This window comes from Neisseria sp. P0006.S004, assembly GCF_051963015.1.
GTDB lineage: Bacteria > Pseudomonadota > Gammaproteobacteria > Burkholderiales > Neisseriaceae > Neisseria.
This window is the reverse complement of sequence record NZ_JBQCUS010000003.1, coordinates 49405-65058: the sequence shown is the minus strand read 5'-3', so window position 1 is coordinate 65058 and position 15654 is coordinate 49405. Positions and strand designations below refer to the sequence as shown.

Below are 15654 nucleotides of genomic sequence, written 5' to 3'. Positions count from 1 at the left end.
GTTTTATTCTTTAACCAAAGGACCTGATTTCTTTTCGCTACCGGCGGCAATGCGAACCAATTGGAGAAATTCCGATTTCAGTTCAAACGGATCGTCGCCTTGGACTTTCTGTACCATTTTTTCAATGTCGCTCCAGCCAAGTTTGCCGTTGTATTCGCCGCCGCGCAGGGCCTGGGCATAGGAAGCTGCGGCAAGGGCAAGCAGGGTGTCTTTATCGGCTTGCTCCAGCGGTTTGCTGCCAACAGGGATTGCTTGTTCCATCAGCTTGCTGTCTTTTTCTCCGGGCAGTTTGTAGCGTACTTTGACAAAGGCGTATTCGTTTTTACTGCCTTTGACGGCAGGGGCTTTTTGATAGCGTGATTCGTTCAGCCAGCCGTTTTTGCCTGCCGGAATGATTTCATAGATGGCGGTCACGCTGTGGCCTGAGCCGATATCGCCAGCATCTACTTTGTCATTGTTGAAGTCTTCATTGCGCAGGGTGCGGTTGGTGTAGCCGACCAAGCGGTATTCTTTGACAGTGGCAGGATTGAATTCGACTTGGATTTTGACATCTTGCGCAACGGTGGCTAGTGTGGAAGTCAGTTGCTGTTGCAGAACTTTTTTCGCTTCTTTTTCGTTGTCGATATAGCTGTAATTGCCGTCGCCTGCATCGGCAATTTGTTCCATCATGTCTTCGTTGTAATTGTCCGTACCGAAGCCTAGTGTACTGAGTGAAACGCCGGTTTTACGTTTTTCGGCAACCATGGATTTGAGCGTCTCGGTATCAGATACGCCAACATTAAAGTCACCATCGGTCGCCAAAAGGATACGGTTGATGCCGTTGGGTACAAAGGCTTTTTGTGCTTGCTCGTAGGCCATGCGTAAAGCGGATTCGCCTGAGGTCGAGCCTTCGGCCTCCAGTTTGTCGATGGCCTTCAGGATAGTTTCTTTATCAGCACCTGATGTGGGTGGAAGTACCAGCTCTTCGCCTGATGAATAGGTAATCAGAGTAACTTTGTCCTGAGGACGTAATTGTTGGGTCAAGATCCGCAGCGTTTTTTGAACCAACGGAAGTTTATTTTCTTCATCCATGCTGCCGGATACGTCCACGAGGAACACAAGATTGGCGGGCGGAAGGTCTTTCTTTGCCGTGTCTTGTGCTTGAATGCCGATTTTGATCAGCTTGGCTTCCGGTTGCCATGGAGAATCAATGGTTTCAGTGTGAACGGCAAATGGACGACCGTCAGTAGGCAGTGGGTAGTTGTAAGGGAAATAATTAACAATTTCCTCAATGCGCACGGCATCTTTGGGTGGCTGTTTGCCGCTGTTCAGAAATCGGCGGACGTTAGCGTAGCTGCCGGTATCGACATCGATGCTGAATGTGGAAACAGGTTCTTGAGCAACGGATTTAACCGGTTGATCGGGTTGGTCTTGGTAGCGTTCGGTGTTTCGAGCATTGACAGTAGGTGTTTTAACCTTCTGTATGGCAACAATTTGGCTTTCCTTGAATCCTAGAGAGGGTCCAAAAGAGGGATTTGAGTATTCTTTTGATTCAGAACACGCGGTCAAAGCTGCCAAAGTGAGTATGGAAACGGTTTTTAGGAAGAAACGGGGCATGATTTAAGCTCCAGGGAAATATCATATGCTGATTATTAAAAGTGTTGATGGCAGTGTATTGGCAGATTCAACGAGAGCGCAGAGTCACTTTTTATTTGGATTTTAATGTGTGAATAGTGGGTTAAGTTTAAATCAGGACAAGGCGGAGCAACGCGGTACTGGTCTAAACTTAACCCACTATTTTATGACTTGGGCAAGATTTTGTCGGGCTGAGACGATTTTGTAAAGGCCTCAGCCCCGATTTATCTTACATTAACTTTTCTTCCGGCGACGTTCACCCGGCAGCAGCATATCTGCCCATTTGATGATGTTGGCGACTTCTGCCGGATTGAGTTCGTAGAACTGTCCGCGTTTAAGGCGGTTGGGTAGGCCGATAGGGCCGAAGCCGACGCGCACGAGGCGGCTGACGGTGAGGCCTTGGCTTTCAAAAATGCGGCGTACTTCGCGGTTGCGGCCTTCTTTGATGACGACGTTGTACCATTTGTTTGCGCCTTCGCCGCCTTGTTCGTAGATGCGTTCGACTTTTGCCAAACCGTCTTCGAGCATAACGCCTTCTTCGGTCAGGACGTGCATTTGTTCGGTGGTCAACTCGCCCAATACGCGCACGGCGTATTCGCGTTCGACTTCAAAGCTGGGGTGGGCAAAGCGTTGAACCAGTTCGCCTGAAGTGGTCAGGATCAAAAGGCCGCTGGTATTGATGTCCAAACGGCCGATAGCCACCCAGCGGCTGCTGGCTGCTTGCGGCAGGCGGTCGAAGATGCTGACGCGGCCTTGCGGGTCGTCGCGGGAAACGATTTCGCCTTCTTGTTTGTAGTAGAGGATGATGCGCGGCAGGCGGTCGGCCCATTTGAGTTTGATGATGCTGCCTTTGACGGTAACGTGGTCGTCGGGGGTGACTTTGTCGCCCAGTTGGGCGACGCGGCCGTTGACCGTTACCCAGCCGTTGCTGATCCATTCTTCCATTTCGCGGCGTGAGCCGACGCCGGAAGCGGCCAGGACTTTTTGCAGGCGCTCGGGTTCGAAGCGTGAAAGGTCGCTGCGGCGTTCTTTCAAATCGCGGGCGTGCTCCATGATTTTTTGGTTGGGGTTGCGGACAACCAGTTTTTTGGCTTTGGCGGCACGTTGTTTTGGGGCAATATTTTGAGCTTTAGGGCCGTCTGAAACTTTTTGGCCGTAAGGTTTGCCTGATGTTTTGCGTTCGTTGTCTGGACGTTTTTTATTGGCGAAGGATTTGGCCGGTTTGGAAGGTTTCTTGGCGGCAGACGATACGCCGTCGCGCCATTGGCGTTTGCTGGAAGGCTGTTTGGACATGATTTTTCCTAACTCGCTTGAAAAAGCGGTTCTTCTGCGGCAGTTGCGGCAGGGGTTGGATTGGGGGAAAAGGCCGTCTGAAAATCAGATTCAGACGGCCTGCCGATGAAAGCTTGTATTGTAACTCAACCAGTAATTTTTTGTTTGAAAATCCGAAAATTATGGTGAAAGGCGTTCGCGTATCCAGTTGCCGTCAACCAGGCGGTATTGGATGCGGTCATGCAGGCGGCTGGGGCGGCCTTGCCAGAATTCGATGCGGTCGGGAATAACGAGGTATCCGCCCCAATGCGGCGGGCGGGGAACATGCAGGGGATGTTTGACGCCGACGGCTGCGGCTTTGGCCACCAAAACGGCTTTGCTGGAAATCACTTCGCTTTGATCGCTTGCCCATGCGCCGATACGGCTGGTGTAGGGGCGGCTTTCAAAATATTCGTCCGAAGCGGCGGCGTCGAGTTTTTCGATGCGTCCTTCAATGCGCACTTGGCGCTCGAGTTCCGGCCAGAAAAAAGTCATGGCGGCAAAGGGGTGTGCCGTATAGGAGCGGCCTTTGCGGCTGTGGTAATTGGTAAAGAAAACAAAGCCTTTAGGGTTGACTTCTTTCAGCAGTACCATGCGGCTGTTGGGTCTGCCGTCTTCGCCCACGGCGGCAACGTTGACCGCGGTCGGCTCGTTGACTTCGGCGTGAATCGCTTCGTTCAGCCATTGCTCGAATTGGACAATCGGGTCGGCGTGGCACTCGGCTTCCGACAGCTCACGTTTGCTGTAATCTTCGCGGATATTGTGCAGATCCATGATTTTTCTCCTTAGGTTTGACTGAATCATACTCCGTTTTTTCAGACGGCCTCAAGGGCATTTGTGTATAATCGTAGCCCTTTCCAATATAGAACAATACGGAGTCCTGTCATGCAAACCGAAGTCGAACTGAAAATCTTAAATCCGAAAATGGCCGATTCCCTGCCTGCTTATGCAACGCCCGGTTCTGCCGGTTTGGACTTGCGTGCCTGCTTGGATGGAGCCGTTGTGTTGCAGCCGGGCGATGTATATCTCGTGCCGACCGGTTTGGCGGTGCATTTGGCCAACCCTGCGTATGCGGCCGTTTTGTTGCCGCGTTCCGGTTTGGGTCATAAACACGGTATTGTTTTGGGCAATTTGGTCGGTTTGATTGACTCGGATTATCAAGGAGAATTGAAGGTTTCTCTGTGGAACCGTGGTAAAGAAGCGTTTACCATCGAGCCGATGGAGCGCATCGCGCAAATGGTGATTGTGCCGGTTGTCCAAGCCGCGTTTAAGGTTGTGGACGAGTTTGCCGCCAGCGAGCGGGGTGAAGGCGGATTCGGCAGCACCGGCAAAGCCTGATGATTTGAAAGGCCGTCTGGAACAGGATAAATTGAAATATTCGATTTCGGTTTGCCACGGTTCAGACGGCCTTTTTGTTGTGCCAACCTTTGCATAATTACACACAAGATTGCATTTTTATATCTTGCCTGCATGGCCGACGCACCCAATAATACAGGCCGTCTGAAACCTTTACGGAGCGTTGTTATGTCCCGCCCCTCACTTTTTCTGCCTTTGTTTTTGATTATCTTTGGCGCGATTTGGTTTTTACGCGCTACGGATATTTTGCCTGCGACATCGACCATGATTGCCGGTGCATTAATTATTTTGGGCTTTGCCGTGTTGATTATGGACGGCATCAACAAACAGTCTATCGTTTCCGGTCCGATGCTGGTTTATATCGGTACAGCCATTTATCTGCACATGAGTTACTGGATTTACCTCTCGCCGTTATTGGCCATCGGCATGGTCGTGTTGGGTTGCCTGCTGTTGCTCTCGCGCAGCGATATGATTCCTGAGAAACACACAAAATAGAAAGATGAGAGATTTGGGTTTTGCCCTATAAAGGCCGTCTGAACAATGGTATAATCCGCCGATTCAGACGGCCTTTTTTATTGTGGTTTAAATTTGAAATTTACCCTCTCGGCCGCACCGTTTTCTTACATTTTACAAAGTTTCCGCCATGACCCAAGACAAAATCCTTATTCTCGACTTCGGCTCGCAAGTTACCCAGCTGATCGCCCGCCGCGTGCGCGAAGCCCACGTTTACTGCGAACTGCATTCTTTCGACATGCCTTTGGAAGAAATCAAAGCCTTTAACCCGAAAGGCATCATCCTCTCCGGCGGCCCTAATTCCGTTTACGAATCCGATTATCAAGCCGATACCGGTATTTTTGATTTGGGCATTCCGGTCTTGGGCATCTGCTACGGCATGCAATTTATGGCGCACCACTTGGGCGGCGAAGTTAGCCCGGGCAACCAACGCGAATTCGGTTATGCGCAAGTTAAAACCATCGACAGCGAGCTGACACGCGGCATTCAAGACGATGCGCCTAATACGCTCGACGTATGGATGAGTCATGGCGATAAAGTTTCCAAACTGCCTACCGGCTTCTCTGTTATCGGCGACACCCCGTCTTGCCCGATTGCCATGATGGAAAATGCTGAGAAACAATTCTACGGTATCCAATTCCACCCTGAAGTGACCCACACCAAACAAGGCCGCGCGTTGTTGAACCGCTTTGTCTTGGATATTTGCGGCGCACAACCAAGCTGGACCATGCCGAACTACATCGAAGAAGCTGTTGCCAAAATCCGCGAACAAGTTGGTAGCGACGAAGTGATTTTAGGTTTGTCCGGCGGAGTGGACTCTTCCGTAGCGGCCGCGTTGATTCACCGCGCCATCGGCGACCAACTGACCTGCGTGTTTGTTGACCACGGTCTGTTGCGTTTGAACGAAGGCAAAATGGTGATGGACATGTTTGCCCGCAACTTGGGCGTACGCGTGATTCACGTTGATGCCGAAGAGCAGTTCTTGGCGAAACTTGCCGGCGTGACCGATCCGGAGAAAAAACGTAAAATCATCGGCGCAGAATTTATCGAAGTCTTTGACGCTGAAGAGAAAAAACTCACCAATGCCAAATGGTTGGCGCAAGGTACGATTTACCCTGACGTAATCGAATCCGCAGGCGCAAAAACCAAAAAAGCCCACGCCATCAAATCCCACCATAACGTTGGCGGCCTGCCTGAAAACATGAAGCTCAAATTGCTTGAACCTTTGCGCGACTTGTTCAAAGACGAAGTACGCGAATTGGGAGTCGCTTTGGGTCTGCCTCGCGAAATGGTATACCGTCATCCGTTCCCGGGCCCGGGTTTGGGCGTGCGTATCTTGGGCGAAGTGAAAAAAGAATACGCCGACTTGCTCCGTCAAGCAGACGATATTTTCATTCAAGAATTGCGCAATACTACCGATGAAAACGGTACATCTTGGTACGACCTGACCAGCCAAGCCTTTGCCGTATTCCTGCCCGTGAAATCCGTCGGCGTAATGGGCGACGGCCGTACTTACGATTACGTCGTTGCTTTGCGTGCTGTGATTACCAGCGACTTTATGACTGCGCACTGGGCTGAGTTGCCTTACTCGCTGCTTGGCCGTGTGTCCAACCGCATCATCAACGAAGTCAAAGGCATCAACCGCGTAGTTTATGATGTCAGCGGCAAACCGCCTGCCACGATTGAATGGGAATAATCCCTAAATAATGAAGGCCGTCTGAACAGATATTATTCAGACGGCCTTTATTTTTTAGGGACTAAGCCCAATTAAAATTGATTTTTCAATTCACGCAAAGCAGCGAAGACTTCGAGTTCGCTGTTTAATTTTCGTCCGCTCAATTCTTCGGCGCGTGCCTGAACTTGAGGCAGGTGTACGCGGAAAAACGGATTGACTTTATGTTCGTGCGCCAGGCTGACAGGCAGCGTCGGCGTGTGTTCTGCTGCGGCCAAGGCCGTCTGAATGTCGGCATTGTTTGGCTCAATATGCTGGGCAAAGCGCAGATTGGAGGCGGTGTATTCGTGCGCCGGATAAAACAGCGTTTCTTCGGGCAGTTGGTTGAATCGGTGGAAGCTGTCGTAAAGCTGCTCGATTGTACCGGTAAATACGCGGCCGCAACCTGCTGAGAACAAGGTATCGCCACAGAAAACGTGCAGGCCGTCTGAATTTTCCAGCAGATAGCTGATGTGGCGGTCGGTATGGCCGGGGGTTGCCCAAACGGTAACCAAGCCTTCGCCAAACGGGAACTGCGTACCTGCGGTGACGGTATGCGTCGCCACGTCGATGTCGCTTTCTCCATAGATCGGGGATTCCAAAAAGCCGTGAAACAGGCTTTTTGCGCCGCCGGTATGGTCGGGGTGTGGATGGGTAATCCATGTTTGCGCCAGCATCAGGCGGTTGTGGACGAGAAATTTCAAAACGGGCGTGGCATCGGACGGATCGACGCAGGCGGCATGGTTGCCTTCTTGAATCATCCAGATGTAGTTGTCGTTTAGGGCTTGGATTGGCGTGATTTTCATATGCTTTCTTCTGGTTAGGGGTTTCAGACGGCCTCTAAATAATCTTTAATATTCGGGCTTTGGCCGAACACGGCTTCATGGGCTTGATGGATGCACAGTCGGTTGAACAGCAATCTTTGGGTTTGGTCGCCGTCGATAATTCGCACTTGACCTTGCAGTTTGGGCGCGTCGTGATGAAAGGTATTTTTAAACGCGTGCCAACGGTCGGTTTGCAGATGGACGATAGCAAACATATCGTGCGAGATATTAACGCCGATGCTGAATAGCTTAGCTGAGGCTTGCAGGCAGAAACTGCTGTCGCCAAACAGACACAGCCCCGTGTTTTCCGGATAGCGGAACAATTCGATTTTCACTGCTTCGGGTTCGGCAAAGATATTACAAAACAGTCGTTCAAACAACGACGGTTGCACCACGCCTTCGCTCAACATACCGTAAAGCCCGCCCAGCCAATCGACATAGCCGAGAAAGGTGAAACGGTAATCCTGCATAATGGCTTCGATGCGCTTGGGGTCGCGTTTGCTGATCAAGCGGACAAATTCAAAACCGACTTCCGGCAGCCGCGCCCGCAGTGTTTGATGCAGTCGGTGGGCAAACAGGTTTTTATGGTTGTGCGGATTGCGCAGAATACCGAGGAATTTCAGCCGCAATATCCGCCACAAGGCATCCGGTACTTTGACGGTGTCGGCATTTGCCGTAGTTGTTTTCAGACGGTCTGTAGGCAGGGTGCGCAGATGGTTACAGGCCTCTTCGTAGCCGCTTTCATGACGGTTGAACCAGGTTTCCAGATTGTATTGGTTGGCGGTGTCTTCGACAAAGGTCAGCGTATAGAGGTTTTTCGCGGCCAAGTTGCCGATGATGTTGACGCTGATCGCTTCGCTGCGGTTTTGTTCTTTGCCGCGGGCTTTTTCGCCAGTATGGAACATAGACAGCGGCAAGCGATAAACGTTTTGATTTTGCGGGCTGACCTGCGGATTATGCGAATGCTGCCGTTGCTCGGTTTGGGCGATGAAGTGGTGTTCCTTAGTCGGATTCGCGGTCAACAGGGCGTAAGGCTTTTCTCCGCATTCGGAAAATTCGCAATCGCTGAGAATAAAGGCTTGTCGAGTCATAATGTCGGGAAAGGCCGTCTGAATATCTCGATTATAGTTTAAAAGAGGGAATTATACAGAATGATGCTTCTGCTTGCAGAATACGCTAATAGGAATCCAAAAAACACTTCGCTGCCGTCATTCCCGCCTGCGCGGGAATGACGGCGGTCAAGGTGTCCTGTCTCTCTTTAAACCACTATAAAAGCTCACCTGAAAAAAATAATTTAATATTTTTACTAACTTACTTACTAAGTAGGTTAGTAGGCGTTGCAGTAATAAAATTGCTTTAGTATAATACAAATTCATAAATTAACCTGCTATGGAGGCACTAATGGATATACCTACTCATTTGAACCACCGCCCTATTATTAAATGGGAAAACTATTCTAAAGTAGATGGACGTTTTGCAAATGATGAAGATGCACAAGGCTTATCAGTCGGCGTAGCGCAATGGAATAGTTCTGATGAGAACAAACCTGATATTTCGGTTAAAGTATGGCGACATACTGGTGAGAGATGGTCGCGCCAATCTGAAGAAATTCCACCACACCGCCTTGTTGATATGACTAGTTTGTTATGCTCAGCTTTGATGTATGTAAGAAACGATAAGTTATTAAGTGATGAATCTTTCAATATTACCAGTAGTCAGGACGCTATATTGTTAGAACAGCTAAAAGAAGGGTTACAAAAAGAAGAACCTTTTCTTGAATCTTCATTACTCCGTTTGGCCAAAATGTTAAAACAATTAGGCTATTGTGATAAATTGAAATAAGAAGAAGTCATGCTATTATCTCCGTACAGACAGAAATAACGGCAGTTAACGCAAAAGAATGAATAAAGGTCGTCTGAAAACGAATATAGCAGAATCCGCTAAATCGTTTTCAGACGACCTTTTCTTTAAAGCCGAATCAAATCAGCCTGCCGGTTAACCCAAAGCCTTCCTTGCACCGGCAAAGAGGCGGTACCAGCCGGACAATTCCGTCCAGTCTTCCGGTTTCCAGCTCATTTGCGCGGCACGGTATACGCGTTCTGGATGCGGCATCATGATGGTAACGCGGCCGTCTGCGTTGGTCACACCGGCGATACCTTGCGGCGAGCCGTTGGGGTTGAGCGGGTAGGTTTGGGTAACTTGGTTTTGTCCGTCGACGTATTGCAGCGCGATGCCGAGGTCGTCTGAAATTTTGCCGCCGTGAAGCGCGAAGTCGGCGCGGCCTTCGCCGTGGCTGACCACGACAGGCAGGCTGGAACCTTGCATTTCGTTCAGAATCAGCGACGCGGATTTCGGAACATGAACCATGCTCAGGCGCGCTTCGAACTGTTCGCTCAGGTTGCGTTTAAACTTCGGCCAGCCTGCCGTGCCGGGGATGATTTCGGCGAGGTTGCTGACCATTTGGCAGCCGTTGCACACGCCCAATGTCAGCGTGTTCGGGTCGGCGAAGAAGGCGGCAAATTGGTCGCGCAGAGCAGGGTGGAACAGAATCGATTTCGCCCAGCCTTCGCCTGCGCCGAGTACGTCGCCGTAGCTGAAGCCGCCGCACGCCGCCAGCATTTTGAAGTCGGCAAGGTTGACGCGGCCTGCCATCAGGTCGGACATATGCACGTCGTAGGCATCGAAACCGGCGCGGGTGAAGGCGGCTGCCATTTCGATTTGGCCGTTTACGCCCTGTTCGCGCAGGATGGCGATTTTGGGTTTCGCGCCGCTGTTGACGAAAGGCGCGGCGATGTCTTCGTTTACATCAAACTTCACGTCGGCAAACAATGCGCTGCGTTCGTTGTCGCCAATCAGGGCGAACTCGCTGTCTGCGCAGGCGGGGTTGTCACGCAGGCGTTGAATGGCATGGCTGGTTTCCTGCCATGCGCGTTGCAGGTCGGCGCGTGGTTGGTCGAACAGAGTTTCATCGTCAACTGTGATTACAAGACGGTCGGATGTCGGATTGATTGTGCCAATATAATGGCTGGCAAATTTGCCTATCTTGCGCGGAGAGAAGCCTCCCTTGTTTACAAAAAATTCTTTCTTGTCAAATTGCTTGAGTACATAATCAGCATCTTCTGCACGAACTTGTAAAACTGCACCAAGCTCTTCATTAAACAGCGAACGGATTACGTTTTCTTCGGTAGAGATGATAGAACCAGCATTAACAAAGCCTAGGTCGTGGTCAACCTGGGCAGGTGTATAGGTTGCTATCGTGGTTGCAAAAAGTATGCTTCCCAATGTGATATCTAACCCGCAACGCCCCGCAAACGCCATTTCCGCCAGCGTCGCAAACAAGCCGCCGTCGCTGCGGTCGTGGTATGCCAAGAGTTTGTCTTCAGCGACAAGCTCCTGAATCACGCCGTAGAAGTCTTTCAGACGGCCTGTATCGTCCAAATCGGGCGCGTCGCCGCTCATGTTGTTGTAAACCTGACCGAATGCCGAGCCGCCCATACGCGCTTTGCCAAAGCCTAAATCGATAAACAGCAATACGCTGTCTTCGACGTTTTTCAACTCAGGTGTAACGGTTTTGCGCACATCTTTCACAGGCGCGAACGCGGAGATAATCAGGCTCAACGGCGAAACGACGGATTTTTTCTCTTCGCCGTCCTGCCATACGGTTTTCATCGACAGGCTGTCTTTGCCCACGGGAATACTCAAATCCAATGCCTGACAGGCTTGGGAGACAGCTTCGACGGTGCGGTAGAGTTTTTCGTCTTCGCCCTCGTTGCCGCACGCCGCCATCCAGTTGGCGGAGAGTTTGATATTGCCGATGTCGCCGATATTGACCGCAGCGATGTTGGTGATGGCTTCGCCGACGCACATTCTGCCCGAAGCAGGCGCGTCAAACAGGGCGACAGTCGGTTTTTCTCCCATAGACATCGCTTCGCCGCGATAGGTATTGAAGCCCATCATGGTAACGGCGCAGTCGGCTACGGGGGTTTGGTATTTGCCGACCATTTGGTCGCGGTGGGTCATGCCGCCGACGCTGCGGTCGCCGATGGTAATCAGGAAGTTTTTAGCTGCTACGGTAGGCAGGCGCAAAACGCGGTAGGCGGCTTCGGTAATGTCGATATCGCCAGCGTTAAACGGTTTTTCAGACGGCGTAACCGTTTTGTCGGTGCGCGTGGTTTTGGGCGGTTTGCCGAGCAAAACGTTCAACGGCAAATCGACAGGGTTGTTAGAGAACAAATCGTCGCGCACTTTCAAATGGCCGTCGTCGGTCGCCGTGCCGACCACGGCAAACGGGCAGCGTTCGCGTTCGCAGATGGCGCGGAAGGTCTCCAAATCTTTTTCCAAAATGGACAATACATAACGTTCTTGCGATTCGTTGCACCAGATTTGCAGCGGGTTAAGGCCATGTTCTTCCAGCGGCACTTCGCGCAGCTTGAATACTGCGCCGCGTCCGGCATCGTTGACGAGTTCTGGGAAGGCGTTGGACAAGCCGCCCGCGCCGACGTCGTGGATGGAGATAATCGGGTTTTTGTCGCCGAGCTGCCAGCAGCGGTCGATGACTTCCTGTGCGCGGCGTTCGATTTCGGGGTTGCCGCGTTGCACGGAGTTGAAGTCTAAAGAGGCGTCGTTCGTGCCGGTATTCATCGAAGAAGCCGCGCCGCCGCCCAAGCCGATAAGCATGCCCGGGCCGCCCAGTTGGATCAGCAACGCGCCTTCGGGGATTTCGTCTTTATGCGTCTGCTGCGCCTGAATGCTGCCCAAGCCGCCGGCGATCATAATCGGTTTGTGGTAGCCGCGAACCTGACCGTCAAACTTCTCTTCAAAGGTGCGGAAGTAGCCCAAGAGGTTGGGGCGGCCGAATTCGTTGTTGAACGCCGCGCCGCCGATCGGGCCTTCAATCATGATGTCTAGAGGGGAAGCAATATGGCCGGGTTTGCCATAGGCTTGTTCCCAAGGCTGCTCCAAGCCAGGGATATTCAAGTTGGAAACGGTAAAGCCGGTCAAGCCTGCTTTCGGACGTGAGCCTTTACCTGTCGCGCCTTCATCGCGGATTTCACCGCCCGCACCCGTTGCCGCGCCTGCAAACGGCGCGATGGCGGTCGGGTGGTTGTGTGTTTCCACTTTCATGATGATATGGGTGTCTTCTTCGTGGAAACGGTAGCCTTGGTTTTCCGCCGCATTCGGATAGAAACGCTCGACTTTGGCGCCTTCAATTACGGACGAATTGTCTTTATAGGCAACGACTGTGCCTTCGGGATGTGCGTTGTGTGTATCGCGAATCATGCCGAAAAGGGATTTCGGTTGTTTTTCGCCATTGAGGATGAAGTCGGCGTTGAAGATTTTGTGGCGGCAGTGTTCGCTGTTTGCCTGAGCGAACATCATCAATTCAACATCGGACGGATTGCGGTTTAAAGCCTGATAGTTTTCAACCAGATAATCGATTTCGTCGGCTGAAAGCGCCAAGCCCATTTCGGTATTGGCTTTGACCAATGCCTCTTTACCGCCGCCCAATACATCTACGCTGGAGAAGGTTTCCGATTGGATATGGTGGAACAGTTGCGCCGCTGCATCGATGTCGGTCAACACGCTTTCGGTCATGCGGTCGTGCAACAGGGCTGCCCATTGCTGTTTCTGTTCATCATTCAGACGACCTTCCAGCCACACCGCCATGCCGCGCTCGATGCGCTCTATGCCTTCCAAGCCGCAGTTTTCGGCGATATTGGTTGCTTTGGAAGCCCAAGGCGAAATGGTGCCCAAACGGGGCGTTACCAAAAATAAATGCAAGCCCTCGCGCGCTTTGGGCGTTTGTTCAACGCTTTGCGCTGCCAGTAAGGCTTGCAGTTTTTCGACTGTCGAGGCATCAAGTGTTTTTTCGCTACCGACAAAATACCAAAATTCGCTGCTTAATTTGACTTCGGGCAGGCCGAGGGCGGCTGCTTTTTGGAAGAGTTTTTCAACACGGAAATCGGAAAGGGCGGTTACACCGCGCAAGGGCAGAACAACAGACATGGATTCAGCTCACAAAATGCAGTTGGGGAATCCTTTATTATACCTGAAAAATGCAATTTTGCTTGTGAATTTATACTTCAAGTGTTGACAATTTTTGCTTGTAAATTGAAGGAGAATGAGGCGATCGTGTCACCTGCTTTTTTATTTTGTACCTGATTATTCGATTATTTTTGTTTATTTTTGAAGAATCTGGAGGAATGGAAATAGATGGGCATAAAGGTATTAAAGTAAAAATTATTTGATTGTTGTCTTTGACATTTTGCTGACAATAAGGCCGTCTGAAATTCTGTTTTCAGACGGCCTTGCTTTATCCCTTTCTTTTGTTTCCCAGCATATCCAGCAAACCTGCCAGATTGCTTTTCCCTTCTTCCTTACTCACAAGCGGCTCGCCGCCTTTACGGCCTAGGATTTTGATGTCTTCCTGTGGCATTTCATCTATGAAACGGCTCGGCTCGGGGAATTGCCATGTACCTTGTTTTTTGCGTTTGAGGCAGTGGGTTAGTGTAAGCTGGCGTTTGGCGCGGGTAATGCCGACGTACATCAGACGGCGTTCTTCTTCGACATTGTCTTCTTCTATGCTGTCGTTGTGCGGCAAGATGCCTTCTTCGCAACCAATAAGGAAAACGTAGGGGTATTCCAAGCCTTTGGAAGCGTGCAGGGTGGAGAGTTTGACGGCATCGACTTCTTCTTCACCTTTACCTTCCAAAAGCGTCATCAGGGCGATGGTTTGGGCGAGTTCGATGATGTTTTTGCCGTCTTGCTCGCCTTTGCGTTCCAGCCAGCCGGTCAGGTCGGTAACGTTGCGCCATTTGATTTCGCCTGCTTTGCCTTCTTCATTGGCCAGCAAGTGGTTTTCGTAGTCGATTTCTTTCAGCAGGTTATGAATAAGCTCGCCTGCTTCGCTGGTTTCGGCTTTGGCGCGGTAGTTTTCAATCATATCCATGAAGGCTTGCAGGTGTTGGCGGTTGATATTGTTCAACAGGGCAAGCGCTTCTTCGGTTTGCGCGGCTTCATATAGGCTGCATTCGTGTTCGTGCGCGTAGGTGTTGAGTTTGCCCAGCGTTACATCGCCGATACCGCGTTTGGGCGTGGTTACGGCGCGAAGGAAGGCGGGATCGTCGTTGGGATTGGCAAGCAGGCGCAAATAGGACAAGACGTCTTTGATTTCGGCTTTATCAAAAAAACTTTGTCCGCCGGAGAGTTGGTAGGGAACGCGCGCGCTGCGTAAGGCTTCTTCGAAAATCCGCGCCTGATGGTTGCCGCGGTATAACACGGCAAAATCGGCGTATTGGGTTTTGTCGCCGCCGACCAGCTTCTGCTTGACGATTTGGCTGACAACCCAGTCGGCTTCATGCTGCTCGCTTTGACAGGCAACGACTTTGACGATTTCGCCTTCGCCGAACTGCGACCAAAGTTTTTTGGTAAAGAGTTTGGGGTTGTTTTCGATGACTTTGTTGGCGATTTTGAGAATCCGCGCGGTGGAGCGGTAGTTTTGCTCCAGTTTGATGACTTTCATCTGCGGATAGTCTTCCTGCATTTTGCGCAGGTTTTCCATGTTTGCGCCGCGCCATGCGTAGATGGACTGGTCGTCGTCGCCGACGGCGGTAAACATGCCTTCCGCGCCGGTCAGAAGCTTCATCAGCGTAAATTGGCAGGTGTTGGTGTCTTGACATTCGTCAACCAGCAGATAACGCAGCCGTTGTTGCCATTTGTTGCGTACTTCGCTGTTTTGCTGCAACAGCACGGCAGGCAGGCGGATTAAGTCGTCGAAGTCCACCGCCTGATAGCTTTGCAGGGTTTCCTGATAACTCGCATACACGCGCGCTGTTTGCTGTTCCCACACATTAGAGGCCGTCTGAACGACCTCTTCAGGCGTTTTTAAATCGTTTTTCCAAAGGGAAATTTGATGCTGCGCTTTGAATATGGCTTCTTTGCCCGTACCGCCCAAGAGCTCGCCGATGATTTTGGCGCTGTCGGTAGAGTCGAGGATGGAAAAGTTTTTTTTGTAACTGATATGGTTCGCCTCTTCGCGCAAAATCTTCATACCCAAAGAGTGGAACGTGCAAATCGTCAGCCCGCGCGTTTGCGACTTGGGCAGCATTTTGGAGACGCGTTCCTGCATTTCCGTGGCGGCTTTGTTGGTAAAGGTAATCGCGGCGACGGTATGCGGCAGATAGCCGACATTGACGATCAAATGCTTGATTTTTTGCGTAATCACGCCGGTTTTGCCGCTACCTGCGCCGGCAAGGACGAGCAGGGGGCCGCCGAGATATTTGACCGCAGCTTGCTGTTGGGGGTTGAGTTTCATTGAAGGGGAAG

General features: G+C 51.2%; 11 protein-coding genes. 4 read left to right on the top strand and 7 right to left on the bottom strand.

Annotated elements, in window-relative coordinates; translation table 11 throughout:
• Positions 1-3: 3 nt before the first annotated feature.
• The 3 genes from ACTHR2_RS05465 to pdxH all read right to left on the bottom strand — a co-directional run bounded on the left by ACTHR2_RS05465 (position 4) and on the right by pdxH (position 3699).
• Positions 4-1596, bottom strand: a complete 1593-nt coding sequence (locus ACTHR2_RS05465) for a vWA domain-containing protein (protein WP_440375455.1) — start codon at positions 1594-1596, stop codon at positions 4-6.
• Positions 1597-1848: 252 nt separating this feature from the next.
• Entirely contained in the window at positions 1849-2907 is a 1059-nt protein-coding gene (locus ACTHR2_RS05460; RefSeq protein ID WP_440375454.1) for a pseudouridine synthase, read from the bottom strand.
• Positions 2908-3066: 159 nt separating this feature from the next.
• Entirely contained in the window at positions 3067-3699 is a 633-nt protein-coding gene (gene pdxH / locus ACTHR2_RS05455) for a pyridoxamine 5'-phosphate oxidase (protein WP_036490991.1), read from the bottom strand.
• A 111-nt stretch (positions 3700-3810) separates the two neighbouring features.
• Here pdxH and dut point away from each other — a divergent pair, with 111 nt between their 5' ends.
• From dut to guaA, 3 genes are all read left to right on the top strand, one after another.
• Complete coding sequence (gene dut, locus ACTHR2_RS05450; protein WP_263336526.1) at positions 3811-4263, top strand: dUTP diphosphatase; 453 nt, start codon at positions 3811-3813, stop codon at positions 4261-4263.
• Positions 4264-4449: 186 nt separating this feature from the next.
• Entirely contained in the window at positions 4450-4776 is a 327-nt protein-coding gene (locus tag ACTHR2_RS05445) for a hypothetical protein (RefSeq protein WP_039862324.1), read from the top strand.
• Positions 4777-4924: 148 nt separating this feature from the next.
• Entirely contained in the window at positions 4925-6490 is a 1566-nt protein-coding gene (guaA, locus tag ACTHR2_RS05440) for a glutamine-hydrolyzing GMP synthase (RefSeq protein ID WP_003686344.1), read from the top strand.
• A 71-nt stretch (positions 6491-6561) separates the two neighbouring features.
• Here the strand turns inward: guaA and gloB are convergent, their stop codons facing one another.
• Positions 6562-7311, bottom strand: coding sequence for a hydroxyacylglutathione hydrolase (gloB, locus tag ACTHR2_RS05435; RefSeq protein WP_263336519.1), 750 nt, complete (start codon positions 7309-7311; stop codon positions 6562-6564).
• 23 nt (positions 7312-7334) lie between these two features.
• On the bottom strand, positions 7335-8420 hold the full coding sequence (locus tag ACTHR2_RS05430; RefSeq protein ID WP_263336516.1) for a hypothetical protein: 1086 nt from the start codon (positions 8418-8420) through the stop codon (positions 7335-7337).
• Positions 8421-8730: 310 nt separating this feature from the next.
• Between ACTHR2_RS05430 and ACTHR2_RS05425 the strand changes: the two genes are divergently transcribed.
• Positions 8731-9171 carry a DUF6530 family protein gene (locus ACTHR2_RS05425; RefSeq protein ID WP_263336514.1) on the top strand — a complete coding sequence of 147 codons (441 nt, stop codon included), beginning with the start codon at positions 8731-8733 and terminating at the stop codon, positions 9169-9171.
• Positions 9172-9324: 153 nt separating this feature from the next.
• Here the strand turns inward: ACTHR2_RS05425 and purL are convergent, their stop codons facing one another.
• Together purL and rep are read right to left on the bottom strand one after the other, a co-directional pair.
• Positions 9325-13335 carry a phosphoribosylformylglycinamidine synthase gene (gene purL / locus ACTHR2_RS05420; protein WP_263336511.1) on the bottom strand — a complete coding sequence of 1337 codons (4011 nt, stop codon included), beginning with the start codon at positions 13333-13335 and terminating at the stop codon, positions 9325-9327.
• Positions 13336-13642: 307 nt separating this feature from the next.
• Entirely contained in the window at positions 13643-15643 is a 2001-nt protein-coding gene (gene rep, locus ACTHR2_RS05415) for a DNA helicase Rep (RefSeq protein WP_440375453.1), read from the bottom strand.
• Between the last annotated feature and the right edge of the window lie 11 nt (positions 15644-15654).